The sequence below is a fragment of the Pseudoalteromonas sp. A757 genome, assembly GCF_004103285.1.
GTDB classification, from domain to species: domain Bacteria; phylum Pseudomonadota; class Gammaproteobacteria; order Enterobacterales; family Alteromonadaceae; genus Pseudoalteromonas; species Pseudoalteromonas galatheae.
Window position 1 is genome coordinate 1 of the sequence record NZ_QNQN01000064.1, and the last position, 18,964, is coordinate 18,964.

At 43.6% G+C, this 18,964-nt stretch carries 14 protein-coding genes, 1 tRNA gene and 1 pseudogene; 8 read left to right on the top strand and 8 right to left on the bottom strand.

The window, feature by feature from the left end; translation table 11 throughout:
* Nucleotides 1-3: 3 nt before the first annotated feature.
* From DRB05_RS07625 to DRB05_RS07655, 7 genes and pseudogenes are all read left to right on the top strand, one after another.
* Nucleotides 4-80: transfer RNA gene (locus tag DRB05_RS07625), tRNA-Pro, on the top strand.
* Between the two features lie 277 nt (nt 81-357).
* Nucleotides 358-1,662: a trigger factor gene (gene tig / locus DRB05_RS07630; RefSeq protein WP_128726411.1), complete on the top strand. Its 1,305-nt coding sequence runs from the start codon at nt 358-360 to the stop codon at nt 1,660-1,662.
* A 332-nt stretch (nt 1,663-1,994) separates the two neighbouring features.
* Nucleotides 1,995-2,612, top strand: a complete 618-nt coding sequence (gene clpP / locus DRB05_RS07635) for an ATP-dependent Clp endopeptidase proteolytic subunit ClpP (RefSeq protein WP_128726412.1) — start codon at nt 1,995-1,997, stop codon at nt 2,610-2,612.
* Nucleotides 2,613-2,734: 122 nt separating this feature from the next.
* Entirely contained in the window at nt 2,735-4,018 is a 1,284-nt protein-coding gene (gene clpX, locus DRB05_RS07640) for an ATP-dependent protease ATP-binding subunit ClpX (protein WP_128726413.1), read from the top strand.
* A 421-nt stretch (nt 4,019-4,439) separates the two neighbouring features.
* A pseudogene (gene lon / locus DRB05_RS07645) lies at nt 4,440-6,796 on the top strand (endopeptidase La).
* 216 nt (nt 6,797-7,012) lie between these two features.
* Nucleotides 7,013-7,285 (top strand): nucleoid-associated protein HU-beta, encoded by a 273-nt coding sequence (hupB, locus tag DRB05_RS07650; RefSeq protein ID WP_125253533.1) that lies wholly within the window; start codon nt 7,013-7,015, stop codon nt 7,283-7,285.
* A 173-nt stretch (nt 7,286-7,458) separates the two neighbouring features.
* The gene (locus DRB05_RS07655) at nt 7,459-9,369 is read left to right on the top strand and encodes a SurA N-terminal domain-containing protein (RefSeq protein ID WP_128726414.1); all 1,911 of its coding nucleotides are present in this window, start codon (nt 7,459-7,461) and stop codon (nt 9,367-9,369) included.
* A 76-nt stretch (nt 9,370-9,445) separates the two neighbouring features.
* Here the strand turns inward: DRB05_RS07655 and DRB05_RS07660 are convergent, their stop codons facing one another.
* The 8 genes from DRB05_RS07660 to pspF form a co-directional block, all read right to left on the bottom strand.
* Nucleotides 9,446-10,573: a nuclear transport factor 2 family protein gene (locus DRB05_RS07660; RefSeq protein ID WP_128726415.1), complete on the bottom strand. Its 1,128-nt coding sequence runs from the start codon at nt 10,571-10,573 to the stop codon at nt 9,446-9,448.
* 69 nt (nt 10,574-10,642) lie between these two features.
* Nucleotides 10,643-11,671 (bottom strand): AraC family transcriptional regulator, encoded by a 1,029-nt coding sequence (locus tag DRB05_RS07665; protein WP_128726416.1) that lies wholly within the window; start codon nt 11,669-11,671, stop codon nt 10,643-10,645.
* A 19-nt stretch (nt 11,672-11,690) separates the two neighbouring features.
* Nucleotides 11,691-12,452: an ATP-binding cassette domain-containing protein gene (locus DRB05_RS07670; RefSeq protein WP_128726417.1), complete on the bottom strand. Its 762-nt coding sequence runs from the start codon at nt 12,450-12,452 to the stop codon at nt 11,691-11,693.
* Nucleotides 12,437-13,444: an oligopeptide/dipeptide ABC transporter ATP-binding protein gene (locus DRB05_RS07675; protein WP_128726418.1), complete on the bottom strand. Its 1,008-nt coding sequence runs from the start codon at nt 13,442-13,444 to the stop codon at nt 12,437-12,439. The genes DRB05_RS07670 and DRB05_RS07675 overlap by 16 nt, the downstream gene beginning before the upstream one ends.
* Nucleotides 13,444-14,337 (bottom strand): ABC transporter permease subunit, encoded by an 894-nt coding sequence (locus DRB05_RS07680; protein WP_128726419.1) that lies wholly within the window; start codon nt 14,335-14,337, stop codon nt 13,444-13,446. Before DRB05_RS07680 ends, DRB05_RS07675 begins: the two co-directional genes overlap by 1 nt.
* Complete coding sequence (locus tag DRB05_RS07685) at nt 14,324-15,358, bottom strand: ABC transporter permease subunit (protein WP_128726420.1); 1,035 nt, start codon at nt 15,356-15,358, stop codon at nt 14,324-14,326. Before DRB05_RS07685 ends, DRB05_RS07680 begins: the two co-directional genes overlap by 14 nt.
* A 1-nt stretch (nt 15,359) precedes the next feature.
* Nucleotides 15,360-16,943, bottom strand: a complete 1,584-nt coding sequence (locus tag DRB05_RS07690; RefSeq protein ID WP_240036226.1) for an ABC transporter substrate-binding protein — start codon at nt 16,941-16,943, stop codon at nt 15,360-15,362.
* A gap of 26 nt (nt 16,944-16,969) precedes the next feature.
* Entirely contained in the window at nt 16,970-18,061 is a 1,092-nt protein-coding gene (gene pspF, locus DRB05_RS07695; RefSeq protein WP_128726422.1) for a phage shock protein operon transcriptional activator, read from the bottom strand.
* Between the two features lie 183 nt (nt 18,062-18,244).
* Between pspF and pspA the strand changes: the two genes are divergently transcribed.
* Nucleotides 18,245-18,904: a phage shock protein PspA gene (pspA, locus tag DRB05_RS07700; protein ID WP_010371188.1), complete on the top strand. Its 660-nt coding sequence runs from the start codon at nt 18,245-18,247 to the stop codon at nt 18,902-18,904.
* The last annotated feature ends 60 nt before the right edge of the window (nt 18,905-18,964 follow it).

Genomic DNA, 18,964 nt, shown 5'->3' on the forward strand with positions numbered 1-18,964 from the left:
AGTCGGCGATTAGCGCAGCTTGGTAGCGCACTTGGTTTGGGTCCAAGGGGTCGCAGGTTCAAATCCTGCATCGCCGACCACTTTCTCCCCAGTATCTCAGTCATTTATTTCAAATTTACTAACTTTTAATCAATTAGCACCAATATGCCTAATTATTTAACCTGATTGCTCGACTCCGTCGTTGAATAGGTTATAATGCCGCGTCTATTAATTAACGTAGTGCCCGTAGGGCAGGCAACAAGCGTCACATGCAACGGAGAGTTTGGCAGTTTAGCCGAAGGCCCATAAAAAGCATGATGGTTGTCTTGTTAGTAAGGAAGGCGCTTTGTCGCCCAAAAATGAAGATTGAGGTAAATCATGCAAGTTTCTGTTGAGACGACTCAAGGCCTTGAGCGCCGTCTGACCATCACCGTTCCTGCAGAGAACGTTGAGACTGAAGTTAAAAAACGCCTACAACAACTGTCAAAAACACAGCGTATCGATGGCTTCCGCCCTGGTAAAGTTCCAGTGTCAATCATCACTAAGCGTTACGGCGCAGCTGTACGTCAAGAAGTTGCTGGCGATCTTATGCAGCGTAACTATATCGAGGCAATCATTGCTGAGAAAATCAACCCAGCTGGCGCACCTAGCTTTGCTCCTAAATCTCTAGAAGCAGGTAAAGATCTAGAATTTGATGCAACTTTTGAAGTATATCCAGAAGTTGAGCTTAAAGATCTAGAAAAAATTGCAGTTGAGAAACCAGCAGTTTCAGTAACTGACGAAGATCTTGCTAACATGCTTGAAACGCTTCGTAAGCAACACGCTTCTTGGACTGAGAGTGATGCTGCAGCTGGCGAAAAAGACCGTGTAACGGTTGATTTCGTTGGTACAATTGACGGTGAAGAGTTCGAAGGCGGAAAAGCTGAAGACTTCCCTCTAGAGCTTGGTCAAGGTCGTATGATCCCAGGCTTCGAAGACGGTATCGTTGGTAAAAAAGCAGGTGAAGAAGTAGTTTCTGACGTAACTTTCCCTGAAGATTACCATGCTGAGAACCTAAAAGGTAAAGCGGCTCAATTCACTATCACTGTGAAGAAAGTTGAAGTTCAAGAACTTCCTGAATTAACTGACGAGTTCGCAACTAAGTTTGGTGTTGCTGAAGGCGGTGTTGACGCACTTAAAGAAGAAGTTAAGAAGAACATGGAACGTGAGCTGAACCAAGCGGTTAAAGCTAACGTGAAAGATCAAGCGATCAAAGGTCTTCTAGAAACTAACGAAGTTGAAGTGCCTAAAGCACTAGTCGACCAAGAGATCGACGCACTTCGTCAACAGGCTGCACAGCGTTTTGGCGGCAACGCACAAAACATGCCTGAGCTACCAGCTGAGCTTTTCCACGAGCAAGCGGTAACGCGCGTTAAGACTGGCTTACTTCTAGGTGAAGTAATCAAAGCGAACGACATCAAAGCTGACGATGCAAAAGTTGAAGAATTAATCGAGACTGTTGCTTCTGCGTACGAAGATCCAAGCGAAGTAGTTGCATACTACAAAGCTAACGACCAGCTTATGCAGCAAATGCGCAATGTAGCAATGGAAGAGCTAGCTGTTGAAGCTGTGCTTGCAGCTGCATCTGTTTCTGATGTTGAAAAGTCATTCGACGACATCATGAATCCACAGGCTGCTCAATAAGTCCTTGAACAAATCATTGACTTACAGCTAAGCTGAAGTTTAAATGGCTCGAGTTACTCTAATAGAGAATTCGGGCCATTTTTGTTTTTAAGCCTTGATATTGAAGCATTAAGTGCTTATATCTTGAGGCATGGCTTATTTTATTAGCTATACTTATTTTACGAGTCAGGTTTCATTGAGTATGACTGATACAGTTATATCTACTCGTTTCAATTCGCTCAAAAAAGTATTAGCCTAAACACCTATCACAGAATGTTTTTATGGGCCGCGCTAAGTCCAATAAAGTTGCAGCGAATAGGCAATAGATTCTGTGCTAATAAGGAATAAAAAACATGAATGATGGTATGATCGATCCAATCAATGCGTTAGTACCTATGGTCGTGGAGCAAACGGCTAAAGGTGAGCGTTCTTATGATATTTACTCACGACTGTTAAAAGACCGTATTATTTTCTTAACTGGTCAAGTCGAAGACCACATGGCCAATTTAATTGTGGCGCAGATGCTGTTCTTGGAATCGGAAAGCCCAGACAAAGATATATTCTTGTATATCAATTCGCCAGGTGGTTCTGTGACCGCTGGTATGTCAATCTACGACACGATGAATTTTATCAAGCCTGACGTTAGTACGGTTTGTGTTGGTCAAGCTGCGAGTATGGGCGCATTTTTGCTATCTGGCGGTGCTAAAGGTAAACGTTATTGCTTGCCGAACTCGCGTGTGATGATCCACCAACCTTTAGGTGGTTTCCAAGGTCAGGCTTCTGACTTTGAAATTCATGCCCGTGAAATCTTGGCGATCAAAGAAAAATTGAATCGCTTAATGGCGGATCACACCGGTCAACCTTATGATGTGGTTGCGCGTGACACAGATCGAGACAACTTTATGACTGCAGATCAAGCGTTAGAGTATGGCTTGATTGATGCGGTTCACTCTCGTCGAGAGCTGAAGTGATTATGAATTAGCCGATGAGTTGAATTCATCGGCTTCTACTGTGCCAAAGCCAAATTTCTTTGGTATAGTTAAAAGAAATACGATGTTATCTAAAGATAACAGCAATTGAATGAGGTAGCTGAATGTCAGACACTCCAACAGACGGCGATAAGAATAGCAAGCTACTCTACTGCTCATTTTGCGGTAAGAGCCAGCATGAAGTTCGTAAGTTAATTGCCGGTCCATCTGTCTATATATGTGACGAGTGCGTTGAACTTTGTAACGACATTATTAGGGAAGAAATCAAAGATATTGCGCCTAAGCATGACGCGTCTGATAAATTACCCGTGCCAAAAGAGATCAGAAATCACTTAGATGACTATGTGATAGGTCAAGACCATGCTAAAAAGGTCTTGTCTGTTGCGGTTTATAATCATTATAAGCGCCTGCGTAACCAAGGCGGAAAAGGTGATGTAGAACTTGGCAAGAGTAATATTCTACTAATTGGTCCAACGGGTAGTGGTAAAACCCTTCTAGCAGAAACGCTTGCACGTTTACTTGACGTTCCATTCACAATGGCAGATGCAACGACATTAACCGAAGCTGGTTATGTGGGTGAAGATGTTGAAAACATCATTCAAAAGCTTCTGCAAAAATGTGATTACGACGTTGAGAAAGCACAACGTGGTATTGTTTACATTGACGAAATCGACAAAATTTCAAGAAAATCTGACAACCCATCAATTACCCGTGATGTGTCAGGCGAAGGTGTACAACAAGCACTATTAAAGCTGATTGAAGGCACGGTTGCATCTGTTCCACCACAAGGCGGCAGAAAGCACCCGCAACAAGAATTTTTACAAGTAGATACTTCTAAGATCTTGTTTATTTGTGGTGGTGCGTTTGCAGGTCTCGATAAGGTCATTGAGCAGCGCAGTACAAAAAATACGGGGATTGGGTTTGGTGCTGAAGTTAAATCTAAGGACTTTGAGCGCTCATTAAGCGAAACGTTCAAAGACGTAGAGCCTGAAGATTTAGTTAAGTACGGCTTAATTCCAGAATTTATTGGTCGTTTGCCAGTTGTTGCGACTTTGACCGAGCTGGACGAAGACGCATTAATTGAAATCTTAAATGAGCCGAAAAATGCACTCACTAAGCAATACGCGGCGCTATTTAAGATGGAAGGTGTTGACCTTGAATTCCGTGAAGATGCGCTAAGAGCGATTGCTCATAAGGCAATGGAGCGTAAGACGGGTGCCCGTGGCCTACGATCAATTGTCGAAGGCGTATTACTCGATACTATGTATGAGCTTCCTTCACTTGAAGAAGTGAGTAAAGTCGTCATTGATGAAACAGTGATCAAAGGCGAATCAGATCCGATTATGATTTACGAGAATAACGGTAAAGAAAAAGCGGCGTCTGAATAGCTCAATATATGATTGAAAAAGGAGCCTAGTGCTCCTTTTTATTTCTTAGTCCACATCAGATAGAAACCGATTTACTATTAAAGTGAAAAGCTCTTAAACGGGTAAGCTTTCTCGTTTAAACCTGCAAAGAGATATTAATCTGGGTTGATAAGTAACTGATTTGAGAGATCAAACCTATTTACGAATAGCATTAAAGATTTCTCTTTTTGTAAGACTAAATAATAATTTTTAGTGGTGCTCATGGCGCTTTCTTGTCTTAAAGTAGATTACTTAATGGTCCATATTTGTATTTCTCTCTCGTGGTTTTTTGCCCTGAATTGATCTCTACTTGATGCGGATTACTATAAACTATTGAACTTTATCTGCGTTATCCCCATATAGCTCAGTATTCCCAAATTAATTGAAGTGCGAAGAGAACATAATGACGCTTGAAAGAATGGATCGAGTAGAAATTCCAGTGCTAGCGCTACGTGATGTAGTGGTGTATCCGCATATGGTGATCCCGCTGTTTGTAGGCCGAGAAAAATCAATAAAATGCCTAGAAGCAGCGATGGACAATGACAAGCAAATCTTTTTAGTTGCGCAGAAAGACGCCTCAGTTGATGACCCAAGGACTGATGATGTCTATCAGACTGGTACCATTGCAACGGTACTACAGTTACTCAAACTACCTGATGGTACAGTGAAAGTGCTGGTTGAAGGTACTCAGCGCGCAAAAATCGATGAGTTTCTAATTACAGACGAATATTTTCTGGCGCAAGCTCAGTATATTCCATCCGAGGATGTAGATGAGCAAGAGCAAGACATATTAGTTCGCAGTGCAATTAGCCAATTTGAAGGCTATGTGAAGCTAAATAAAAAGATCCCACCAGAGGTCTTAACGTCAGTATCGGGTATCGATGAGGCTGCACGTCTAGCTGATACGATGGCTGCTCATATGCCAATTAAAGTACCTGAAAAACAAAAGGTGCTAGAAATTAACGATGTGACTGAGCGTCTTGAGTATTTGATGGCGTTGATGGAAGGCGAGATCGACTTACTTCAAGTAGAGAAAAAGATCCGCTCACGTGTTAAAAAGCAAATGGAGAAATCCCAACGCGAGTACTATCTGAATGAACAAATGAAAGCGATTCAGAAAGAACTTGGCGAGCTGGATGATGTACCTGACGAATTTGAAGCCCTGAAAAAGCGTGTTAGCGAAGCGAATATGCCGAAGGAGGCGGAAGAAAAAGCGCTTTCAGAGCTAAATAAACTTAAAATGATGTCACCTATGTCTGCTGAAGCGACGGTTGTGCGCTCATATATTGAGACCATGATCAATGTGCCTTGGAAAAAGCGCTCTAAGGTGAAAAAAGACCTAGCAGGTGCGCAAAAGATTCTAGATGCCGATCATTATGGTCTCGAGAAAGTGAAAGACCGCATTATCGAATATTTAGCGGTGCAGCAGCGCACTAATAAGCTAAAAGGTCCTATTTTATGCTTAGTTGGCCCCCCGGGGTTGGTAAAACCAGTTTAGGGCAATCTATCGCGCGTTCGACTGGCCGTAAGTATGTACGTATGGCGCTTGGTGGCGTGCGCGATGAGGCTGAAATTCGCGGCCACAGAAGAACTTATATTGGCTCAATGCCGGGTAAACTGATCCAAAGCATGTCGAAAGTTGGCGTGAAGAACCCGCTTTTCTTATTAGATGAAATCGATAAGATGTCATCGGATATGCGCGGCGATCCTGCTTCAGCTCTACTGGAAGTGTTAGACCCAGAGCAAAATAGCAACTTTGCAGACCACTATTTAGAAGTGGACTACGATCTGTCTGATGTTATGTTTGTTGCAACCTCTAACAGTTTTAACATTCCGGGTCCATTGTTAGACCGTATGGAAGTCATTCGTCTTTCTGGCTATACCGAGGACGAAAAGCTGAATATTGCTAAGCAGCACTTAATTCCAAAGCAAGTTAAACGCAATGGATTAAAAGAATCTGAAATCAATATAGAAGACAGCGCGATCATTGGCATTATTCGCTATTACACGCGTGAAGCGGGCGTACGTAATCTAGAGCGCGAAGTGTCTAAGTTGTGCCGAAAAGCGGTTAAGAACATCTTGCTCGACAAAAACGTTAAGCAAGTTGTGATTAATCAAGAAAATCTTGAAGACTTCTTAGGTGTACAACGTCACGATTACGGAAAGGCGGAAGACGGTGATAGAGTTGGCCAAGTTACCGGTCTTGCATGGACGGAAGTAGGGGGTGACTTACTCACTATCGAGTGTGCTGCAGTACCAGGTAAAGGCAAACTCGCTTACACCGGCTCCTTGGGCGATGTGATGCAAGAGTCAATTCAAGCGGCAATGACCGTGGTGCGCAACCGAGCTGACAAACTACGCATAAATGACGATTTCTACGAGAAACGTGATATTCATGTTCACGTTCCAGAAGGCGCGACACCGAAAGATGGACCAAGTGCCGGTATTGCGATGGTTACTGGTTTGGTATCGAGCCTTACTGGTAATCCAGTACGTGCAGATGTCGCGATGACAGGTGAAATTACCTTGCGTGGCGAAGTTCTGCCTATCGGCGGTCTGAAAGAGAAATTATTGGCGGCTCATCGCGGTGGAATTAAACGAGTTTTAATACCGAAAAAGAACGAGCGTGACTTAAAAGAAATTCCTGAGAATGTACTTGAAGGGCTTGATATTCATGCCGTGTCATGGATTGATGAGGTATTATCACTGGCGTTAGCGCACCCAATAGACAGTTTTAGCGTGGAATCGCAAAAAAACTAAGAAAAAAGCCAAAAAATTGAGTGAAAAGGCTTTTCAAATCTAAAAGGTGTGTTAAGTTAGGCACTGTATTCAAGCCTACTGGTTCGGAAGCCCCGTAATTACTAGGCTTGACAAAGATTTCGAGAATTAGAGAGTCGCTGTGATGTCTCTAAATGAATAGCAAAAGTTCTCAGTAAAAAGTAACTTTTGACAATAAATATGGAAGAGGATGATATTGTGAATAAATCTCAATTAATCGATCAAATCGCAGCTGATGCTGACATTTCTAAAGCGGCTGCTGGTCGTGCGCTAGATTCATTCATTGAGTCTGTAACAGGTGCACTAAAAGAAGGTGACTCTGTTGCACTGGTAGGTTTTGGTACTTTCTCAGTGCGCGAGCGCGCTGCACGTTCTGGTCGTAACCCACAAACTGGTGAGACTATTCAAATCGCAGCAGCTAACATCCCATCTTTCAAAGCGGGTAAAGCGCTTAAAGACGCAGTAAACTAATTTAATTTGAATTAGGCGATGCAGAGTCATCGCGAACTGCTTCAAGATAAAAGGCGTATCTGCTAAGATACGCTTTTTTTATACCATCACTAATCTGATTGGTGTAATGCTTAACCCAAATCTAGCAAACACAAAGTGCTTAGGTGCTTTGACTTAGATAAGAGAAACAATAAATGCTTGAAAAGATCAGAGAAGGCTCGCAAGGCCCGGCGGCTAAAATCGTATTAGGTTTAGTCATCTTATCTTTTGCGTTAGCAGGGATCGGTGGTTACCTAGGTCAAACCACAGAGCAGCCTGTCGCAGAAGTGAACGGAGTAAAGATTTCACAAACTAAGTTTTCTCGTGCTTACTCAAATGAACGTGCACGACTAGAGCAACAGTTTGGCGAATACTTTGCACAGATTGCAGCCGATCCTAATTATATGGCGCAAATTCGCCAAGGTGTTGTCGACCAATTAGTACAACAAGAATTACAAACTCAACTAGCTAAAGAGCTTGGTCTTCGTGTGAGCGATGAGCAGGTTAAAAAAGCGATTGTTGAAATGCCATATTTTCAAATTGGTGGAGAGTTCAGTAACGACCGTTATTTACAAGTCATTCGTCAAATGAACTTCCAGCCAGATAGCTTCCGTGAATACCTTCGTGACGAGATGACTCGTGCACAGCTAATCTCAGCGGTGGCAGGCACTGATTTTGTACTGAAAAACGAACTTCAGCAATCTATTGCGCTTCAGCAACAGACTCGCGCTATCGACTACGCGGTATTAAGCAAAGAGTTGGTAAAAGATGAAGTGTCGGTTTCAGATGAAGAGATTCAGAACTACTACGACTTGAATCAAACTCAGTTCCAGGCTCCAGAATTGGTGGCGGTTAACTATATTGAGTTAAAAGCCGAAGATCTAGAGCCAGCAGAGCCGGTTACTGAAGAAGCGTTAAAAACATATTACGAAGAGCAAAAAAACCAATACCTTGAGCCTGAAAGACGCCGCGTGTCACACATTCTTGTTGATGCAAGCGAAGATGCTGAAGCCGCAAAGCAAAAAGCAGATGAAATTCTGGCTGAATTGAATAACGGTGCTGATTTTGCCGTCGTTGCAGAAGAAAAATCTGACGACGTGGTGAGTGCTGAGCTTGGCGGTGATTTAGATTGGATTGAAAGAGACATGATGGATCCTGCGTTTGAAGATGCTGCATTTGCGCTTGCCGCGGTAGGTGATGTATCTGAAGTGGTTGAATCTGAGTTTGGTTTCCATATTATCAAGCTCACAGACATTCAGCGCCAACAAGCTCAGTCTTTTGAAGACGTAAAAGACGACCTTCGTGCAGAGCTTGAAAAAGCAGCCAAGATTGATGCGTTTTATCAAAAGCAAACCCGTGTAGCAGAACTTGCTTTTGAAATGGCTGACTCACTACAAGACGCTGCTGAAGCCGCTGGCGTTGAAATTAAATCAACTGAACTAGTAAGCCGTAATGCGCTTCCTGAGCCACTGAATTCACCAGCGATAAGCAATACTATCTTCACGCCAGAGCTGTTAGAAGACCGCGTAAACTCAGAAGTGTTAGAAGTTGCACCAGAGCATATCGTAGTGGTTCGTGTTGCTGAGCATAAAGCGGCTGCGACTAAGCCACTAGAGGAAGTCAGCACGCAGATCGAAACGCAGTTGAGTAATGAAAAAGCTTCAACATTAATTGCAGAGAAAGCACTGTCGCTATTTGAGCAACTACAAGGTGGTTCTACGTTAGCTGAGATAGCTAAAGAGCAAAGCATCGAAGTGAAGAGCGTGACTGAGCTTAAGCGTCGCAGCTACGATGTACCACCAGCTATTGCAGCTGAAGCATTTAAATTACCTCAGCCAGGTGTAGCAGAGACAGAATCTGCACTTGTAGAACTTGGTAATGGCGACTCGGCATTTGTGGTTCTTAAGTCCGTAACTACACCTGCAGTTGACGACAAGGTTGATCCGCAGCAGAAGCAGTCAATCACTGCTTCCTACGCAAATAAAAACTACCTTGAGCTACTAGCAGCACTTGAAGCTAAGTCTGAAGTAAAAAGACCACAGCTACAGGTCACAGAGCAGCAATAATCGTTTTTAGATAAAAAAGGCGCCAACACGGCGCCTTTTTTATACCTTGTGCTACTTAAGCGCAGGGATATTGGTATTATTGAATATGCTCAAGTACAGTGCTTGCAACCGCCAGTGAAGACTGATAGTTCTGCCCTGTCACTATACGGCTATCTACCTTAATAAAAGATGCATCCCGCTCTCCATACACAAAATTCCCTCCGAGCTCTTCCACTTTAGGTTGAATTTGAAAAGGAAAATGCTTGAAATAGGCTCTATCTGGGTTCTCAAAAGCAGTAGGATAACCGGTGATTTGTTTTCCTTTGATGAGATACTCGCCATTTTTCAAGCGTAAATTAACGATACCAGCTGTGCCATGGCATACTGCGGCAACAACACCTTGGTTTTGTTCATATATATGCATAGCAATACGCTGTAGAGTCGGATTTTCCGCTACTTCATACATGGCATTGCTGCCGCCAACATAATAGATTGCCCTATATTGGCTTGGATCGACTTCAGCTGGACGCATCGTGCTGCTGAGCGCATACATATAGTCAGGTTGGTAAAGGTACTTTTTATGTTCGCCATTTGAAGTATTTATATAGCTCAGGTTTAACGCGCCACCTTGTGTGCTGACGAAATCAACGACTAGCCCTGCTTGAGTAAATACGTCATAGGCACTGAGTAGCTCTTCGAAGCTCGTGCCAGCTGGCAGCTGACTATCGCCGTGAAAGGCCTTGCTTGATGCGACAATGAGCACTCGGCGACCCAAGTTCGTTACTTGCTCGGAAGTTAGCGTGGTTTGCTGCGCCGATTTACCGATGATTTTCCATGTGCCAGCTATTTTCTTTAGGAGTAGGTGATCGATGTACTGCATGTTTGACTTCAATATATCAATACGGATTTTAGCCTGTGCAAGGTGGTCATTCACGCTGATATTTAGAATTTTGGCGCGCCTGCCAGTGTCTTTTTTCGAGCCTTTATACCAACTCAAATACTCTTTCAACGGGACTTGCCACATCGCTTGGTCTGACTTTTCTAAAATAAGCATCGCATCGGGATGAAACGCTTTTCTTATCATTTCAGGCTGGTTATTTGCGGTGCCTCTGATGTAGTGGTTTAGTGTAGCGGTAATTTTAGCGGTCTCATCCTCAAAAGCGATGGCGATGCTGGTTTGGATAAGTAGTAAAAATAACAATGATACTAGTTTTGATAGGGTCATAAGTTTCTCCTGTAATGACTCAGAAGAAACATAAACTTATTTAATTAAAGCAGTCACCTAGAGTATGTTTTAGGAGTCTGAGAGTATGTTCTCGGAGTGCTTAAAGCTATTTGGAGAGTACCCCGTGAGCTTCTTAAATGCGGCAAAAAATGTGGATGCAGAATTAAAACCACACTCCAGTGCAAGGTGTTCCAGCGGCATGTTGGTGCTCGAAAGCAAGTGTTTCGCATATTCCACTCTCAAGCCATTGAGATATTGTTTAAAGTTACAATGATAGTGGCGATTTACTATTTGCGATAATTTGTTGTGGCTCGTGCCTAATCGTTTGGCTAATCGGGGTAGCGTTAAATCCGGTTCAGTAAATAGCTTGCTTTCTGACATTAGCGACTCCAGTTTGGCTATGAGCTGATTGTACTCATCGTCGCTTATGTGCGTATTGGCATATTTCTTTTCATTAGCCGTTGGTTTTCGTAGTAATTTGGGTGCGAAAAGGATGCTTAAATAGAGCACAAAGCTGAACGTGAGTGCTCCTGTGATGTAAGAAGTGAATGACGAAAAGAAATACGCGGCCCAAATGAGCCAGCAACCGCAGATCACAACCAAAGATAGATGAAACTCAGCGTTGCCACTGGCTTTTTTAGGAGTTGTTAGGCGGTAAAAAGTATAAGAACTTATCAATAAGTAACCCAGCCAAAAATAAGATGTGCCTTTGTAACCCCACGTTTGCCAAATTTCAGGGTGAAGCTGATAGGGCATAAATATACCAAATCCAATAATAAAACCGCTTAATACCAAAAAGTGTATTGTTAGATAACGATTTTTGGTTTTACTGTAGCTTGCAAGTACAAAATTAAGCAGGCAGGGGCCAAGCAAAAAGTAGGCACTCAAACCTATTTGCAGAATCGTTTTATCTAGCTCTGGGTTAAAGTAAAAAAGGACTGATTTACCAATTCGAATACAAAGTAAAATGAGGAGCACCGACACCCAGCGCAGTGCCTTCGCCTCCTGAAATTTTATTAGCAGTAGGGCGCTGAGAATAAAGCCGTTAAATACTCCAACAAGTGAGAAGAAAAATAACAGATGGGCACTAAAATCCATTTCTCATTCCCTCGCTAAATTAAGCTGATAGCAGTTTCTGCATGGTTTTAGATTTTGGTGTATTGAACACACGCTCGGTTTCGCCATATTCGACGACTTTGCCACGATTTAGCACCAAAATCTCATCACTCATATGACGAACCAAACTCAAATGATGTGTGATAAGTACGTACGCAAGTCCCGTTGCTGCTTGTAATTCCAGCAGGAGGTTCACGGTCTGAGCGCGTACGGATGGGTCTAATGATGACAACGCTTCATCTAACACCAGTACTTTAGGGTCCAAAATAAGGGCTCTCGCTAAGGCAACTCGCTGTAATTGTCCGCCACTAAACATATGAGGATAATAGTCTATGTGCTCGCCAAGTAGCCCGACGCGACTGAGTGTGATACGGATTTTCTTATAGCGCTGCTCTTCGGTGAGTTCAGTATTGTATTGCAGGCAATCATCAAGCATATCCCCAATAGTGAGACCCGGGTTGAGCGAGCGAGTTGGGTCTTGAAAGATCAGGCGAATAGTACGGCAGTCATGATTGCGAATACCAGCGTCTTCTACAATTTGGCCATTCAGTAATATTTGTCCAGAGTCGGCCATATCGGCGCCGGCAAGTACTTTGGCGAGCGTACTTTTACCAGAGCCGGTCTCGCCTATGATTGCGAGGGTTTGTCCGGGAGCAAGCGCAAACGACACATCTCTGAGCACCTGCAACGAGCGGCGTCTGAACAGCCCTTGGCGAGAAGTGTAGGACTTGTTTAAAGACTGTACTTTTAAGACGGGTTGCATTTTTGCTTCACCTTAATTAACGGGAAGTGGCAAGCATAACTATGACCATGCGAGCGACTTTGCCTTGGCGTGACGACACATTCTTTTTGTGCTTGAGGGCATCTAGGTCCCAAGCGACATCCTATGGGTAAGTGTTGTAAAGGGGGAATAGTCCCTTTTAAGGCATAAAATGCTTCTTTATGGCCGAGTCCTTGACCAAAGTCAGGCAAACTCTTAACCAGCGCTTGGGTATAGGGGTGTAATGGCTGTTTAAAAATAGCCTGAGTAGGACCTGCTTCAACCATCTGCCCGCAGTAGAGTACATGCATTGCATGGGACCAGTCTGAGATTTCTTCCAACTCATGTGAAATCATTAATATCGACATGTTCTTAAGTTGATTTAATGCTTTGAGCAATCGAAATACTTGCGCGCGAGCGGTGCTCTCAAGTGCAGTGGTGGGCTCATCGGCTATCAGTAGTTGAGGGCTTCTGGCTATGGCCATCGCAATCATGATCTTTTGACACATTCCTTCTGAAAGCTCATGTGGGTAACTGCTGCAGATCTTTTTATCGTCTCGGATCCCAGCTTTGTGCAAGAGTGCTCGGACCTTTTCTTTTCGAGCTTTTCTACGACCAAAAAAACCACCTTTTAAGACGCTATCGGGGATAGACTCCGCGACTTGATCGAAAATAGTGGCGGTTGGGTCAAGGCTTCGACTTGGCTCTTGGTAAATCATCGCAATGTCTTGGCTGACGAGCTTTCTGCGCTTTTCTGAAGATAAACGCATAAGGTCAACACCACGCCAGTGCATGCGGTCTGCGGTTACCGTCCAGCGCTGATTGAGTACCCCCACAATGGCTTTGGCGATTAGACTTTTACCAGAGCCTGACTCACCGACAAGCGCATGTACTTCGCCTTCTTTAAGGCTAAGGTTGACCTTATCAACTGCGCGAATAACGCCGTCTTCTGTATGTAGTTCAATGGTGAGGTTCTTAATGTCTAGTAATTGCATTAATCTGCCTTACGTTGTTTCAGCGCTTCACGGAGCCCATCACCAACCAAGTTGGTGGACAGTACCGCCAAAAAGAGTAATACACCTGGGAGGCCTACAGTCCAAGGCGCGAGATAAATTAAACTTAAGTTTTCTTGTAGGATAGCACCCCATTCAGTAGATGGAGGCTGCGCACCGAGCTTTAAGAAACCAAGTGCCGCAATATCCAAAATAGCAGTCGACAGCGCCATGGTGAAGATAACCACGATATGCTCGTAAATGTTAGGCAGTATGCCACGGACGAGCAGTTTCCAGCGTGTTGCACCATCAAGCTTAAAGGCAATGATATAGTCTTTACTCAGCTCAGTGACCACTAAGTTTCTTATCGAGTGGATGTATTGTGGCAGTAACGCGAAGATAATCGCCCACACCGTATTCATCAAACCTGGCCCTAATATAGCAATGATGATAATGGCCAGCAGTAACGAAGGAATGGCGAGCGTAATATCCAATAAGTGATTAAGAAAGCTGGATTTTAAGCCTCGACTAGCGCCAGCAAGCGTACCAAGTACGACGCCGAGTGCCGTGGTAACTAAGGCCGCAATGATAGATAAACCAAACGTGTAGGTCGCCCCGTTCATTAGGCGAGATAAGATGTCTCGTCCCAAATCATCTGTACCGAGTATAAAGCGCACATCGCCATCATCATGCCAAGAAGGTGGCAGCAACAGAGCATCAGCATGCTGCTGGTTAACACCATAGGGCGCGATCAGCGGCGCTGTTAAAGCCAATACCGTCAAGGCAACAAACAGCCACAAACCCACTAGTGCAATGTGGTTTGAGCGGAATTTACGCCATAGCCTAAATAAAGGTGAGCGGTTAGACTCTTCGGTAAATAAGTTAAACTTTGCCATGAGCCTGATTCCTTGCGAGCGGATCGAGTATCGAGTGAATAAAATCAGACAACATGTTGGCAATGATAACAAAGAAAGACACTGCGAGCAGTCCCCCTTGGATAGCTGGGTAATCACGTTGATAGATGCTTTCAATTAACCATCGACCGATCCCAGGCCAAGAGAATATCACCTCTGTGATCATCGCAAGTGTGATGAGGGTGCTAAACTGGAGGCCAATTTGTTTTATCACTGGCAGCAGCGCATTTCTCAGCGCGTGGTGGATGATCAGCTGGCTGCGATTAAGGCCTTTTGCTCTAGCTGTTTTAATATAGTTTTGGTCGAGGACTTCGAGCATAGAGTCGCGAGTAAAGCGGATTAAAACTGTCGTTGGGTACATAGCCAGCACAACGGTTGGCAGCGCTAAATGATGAAGTGCATCCCAAAATGCGGCACCACCATAGGGAAACCCTTCAAGATAAATATCAATCAGAATAAAATGAGTAACGGGCTGTATTTCATAAAGTAAGCCTATTCTACCGGACATGGGGAAAAGCCCAAGGCCCAGACAAAATGCCATAATAAGCAGCAGTGCTAACCAAAAAACTGGAATGGAAAACCCCATCAAGCTTAATGAGTTAATGAGCTTATCTGGCCACTTTTTATGATAAGCGCTGGCTATTACCCCACTTGGTACACCAATAATGACCGCAACCGTCAAAGCATATAAACACAACTCAAGCGTTGCCGGAAATAGGTGTTGTACATGAGAAAGAACAGGTTGGCCTGACGACAAAGATAAACCCCAATCGCCCTCAAACATACGAGCCATAAATGCGCCATATTGCACAAAGATATTTTCTTCAATACGGTATTTTTCAACTAGCGCCTGCGTTTGGGCATAGCTTGAGTTGACTTCACCACTGAAGTTGGTGACTAATTCACCTGGAAACAGGTAATTGAGGGCGAAAGTAAATATCGTTAGGGTAAACAACATAAAGCAAAGCAAGCTCAGTCGTCGATAAGCATATTTTGCAAACATGTTAGTCTCTCCTTGCCTCAGCGAGTGAAATACCACCAAATGGACGAAGTGAGACGCCTTTGATATCAGAGCTGGTTGCTTGGAACCGTAGCCCGTGAGCAATTGGAACAAGAGGCAGTTGTTCAATGACCATTTTTTGTGCCTGCTGATAATAGTATTTTCTTTCTTCCATATCGTTGGTGTCTAGTGCTTGAGTGAGCACTAAGTCAAACTCCGGATTACACCAGTTGGATGGGTTTTTGCCACTAAATGTCGCAGTACAGCTCAATAATGGGCTGAAGAAATTATCTGGATCAGGGGTATCTGCTGCCCAGCCTAGTAACACGCTATCGTGCTCATGGCGGCCAACACGTTCGATAAAGGTATTCCATTCGTACTCGACGATTCTGGCATTGACGCCAATATCACGTAAATCACGTTGAATAAGCTCTGCCATTTTCCGCGCGTTAGGATTGTAAATTCTCGACACCGGCATGGCCCATAAGGTCATGGAAAAACCACCCTCAAGACCGGCTTGTTTCAAATACTCTTTGGCTTTTTCAGGGTCATATGTTGGCATTTTTTGCTGCGCTTCAAACGCCCATGAAGAAGGGGGAAGCATCGAGCGGGCTAAAATCCCATTGTTGTAAAATACCGCTTGCATGATTTTTTCAAAATCTATGCTGTGCGCTAGCGCTTTTCGGACCAGCGGATTATCAAACGGTGGCTTTTCGGTGTTGAATGCCCAGTAACCTATATTCAGATTAGCGGCCTTTTCAACTTCTATGTCTTTTCTTTGTTCAAGCACGGTGAGTTGTGTGGCACTGGGGTGCGCCGTAATATCACATTCTTTAGTTAGCATTTTCGCAATGCGGCTAGTGCCATTGGTGGTGATGTCGTAGACCAATTGTTCCATATGTACCGGGTGTTTCCAGTAATCCTCATGGCGATAATATCGGATCAGGTTATCACGTAAAAATTCACGGTACTTATACGGACCTGTGCCGACGGGCTTTTGATCAAAGTCTTGTTTGTGTTCAAGTTCTATAAGCTGATCGGCGTATTCTTTTGAAAGAATGACAGCGAAGTCGGTGGCGATATTGGATAAAAAGCTACTTTCCGCATTGAACAGATCAAAGCGAACGGTATGTTCATCCACTTTTTTCACTTGGCGGATCAGTTGGTCGAGTCCAATACTTTGAAAATAAGGATAATTTGCATCACCAACAAAGTGGTACGGATTGTAAACATCAAATAAACGGTTAAATGAGAATACCACATCATCGGCATTCATTTTTCTTGTTGGTGTGAAGTAGAGGGTATCGTGAAATTGGACATCGTCCCTCAGCGTAAAAGTGAAAGATTTACCGTCTTCGCTGACCTGCCAAGACGTTGCCAATTCTGGTAAGAATTCGCCGCTTTCAGGATCAATACTGATCAAGGTGTCATAAAGCTGATTGGCAATAATATCAATCGTAGACCCTGTTGTGGTCACTTGTGGATTAAATGACACAGGGTTCGCTTCTGCACAATATACTAAGCCTTGTGACTTATCATTCACTTTATTTGGCGCCTGATCTGTACAGCCAAATAAAGCGGTACACAGCACACCAAAAAACAATTTACGCACCACTATGCCTCTTGTTTTTGGTTTTGGTCCAGTAGGTTGTATTTTTTCAAATAACCTCTCAGTTGATGATACGTCAAACCAAGGTTTTGTGCAGTTTTCTTTTGATTAAATTGACTAAATTCAAGCGCTTTTTGTAGCATTGTGATTTCATAGTCGTTGGAAAGCGATTTTAAATCACAAGGGAAGTCAAATTCGAGGGTTGTATCTGCCCGCTGTTCATTACTCGGTTGTGCCACAGGTAAAGGCTCAACTGTATGAGTGGTTGAAGTTGTTGGCTGGGCATTTGGCGCTTTGATCCGTTGACTCGGCCTAAATGGGCTTGCAAAGGGGTCAAACACAATATCATGAACCGGAATTTGGTCGTTGCCATGACGGTATAAACTACGTTCAACTACATTCTTGAGCTCACGGATATTACCGGGCCACGGGTAATCAAGCAGCTTTTCGATGGCTTTACGGGTAAAGCCGCTAAATAACTCCCATCCTAAATCCCGAGCCATATTTATCGCAAAATGCTCGGCCAATAATAAGATGTCTTCTTTTCTTGCTCTTAATGGCGGTAAGGTGATGACGTCAAATGCGAGGCGGTCTAATAAGTCGTGTCTGAACTCTCCTGCATCGGCGAGAGTGGGGAGATCTTCATTGGTAGCGCATACCAGTCGAGTATCTACTTTTACGGTTTGCTTGCCGCCAACTCGCTCGAACTCGCCGTATTCAATTACACGCAAGAGCTTTTCTTGCACCATTGCAGAAGTATTGGCTAACTCATCTAAAAACAGTGTGCCACTGTTAGCGCGTTCAAATCGACCTTCATGGCGCTTGCTTGCACCAGTAAAGGCACCGCTCTCGTGACCAAATAACTCGCTCTCTAAGAGGTTTTCGTTTAGGGCTGCGCAGTTTAGTTTGACGTATTCCTGATCCCACCGCTCTGAGAGATAATGCAAACGTGCTGCAATTAACTCTTTACCTGTGCCACGCTCGCCAATAATAAGCACGGGCTTTTCTAAAGGAGCGAGCTGTGAAACCTTGTCTAGCACAGCTAAAAAGCTGTCAGATTGGCCTAATAAATTATCCTGTTGGCGAAACCGGCTCATATTGCCTAACTCTTAGTGGTTTTTACTAATAACTAGTGTATTTCAAAAAAAGGGATAACTAAAGGACTTTTAAAAATAAAATAACCTTATGATTTTATTGTGTTTTTAAATTTGTTAAAGTTGGCAAGCTATTTGATACATAGACAGTAAGCAATTTAGCTATTAACCAAAGAGGTAACCACTATGGGAATTTTTTCTCGTTTTGCAGACATAGTGAATTCTAATATCAATGCTATTTTGGATAAAGCCGAAGACCCAGAAAAAATGGTTCGCCTAATTATCCAAGAAATGGAAGATACACTAGTCGAAGTAAGATCGACCTCAGCAAAAACACTTGCTGAGAAAAAGGAGTTAACACGCCGTCTAGATCAGCTAAAAGCACAGGTAGATGATTGGCAAACCAAAGCAGAGCTTGCACTAAGTAAAGAGCGTGAAGATTTAGCACGTGCTGCTTTACTTGAAAAGCAAAAGTCTGCGGAGGATGTTGCAGCCCTTGAAAAAGAGCTAGAGCATGTAGACACGCACATTGAAAAGCTACAGCAAGAAGTCAGTACATTACAAGATAAACTGGCCGACGCAAAAGCGCGCCAAAAAGCGATAGTACTGCGCCAGCGTTCAGCTGAATCTCGTTTAGAGGTGAAAAAGGCACTAGACAGCAGTAAAGTAGATGATGCACTAAATCGCTTTGAGCGTTATGAGAGCAAAATCGATGGCCTAGAGTCACAAATCGAATCTTACGATTTAGGTAAGAAATCTTTAGCGGATGAGATTGCTGATCTGCAAAAGAATGAAAAGATTGACGATGAGCTTGAACAGCTGAAAAAGAAAATGGCTGAAAAGTGAAAATAATCGCACCTACTGTCAGGGTAGGTGCTAACCAACTACAATAATAACAGCCAGGTT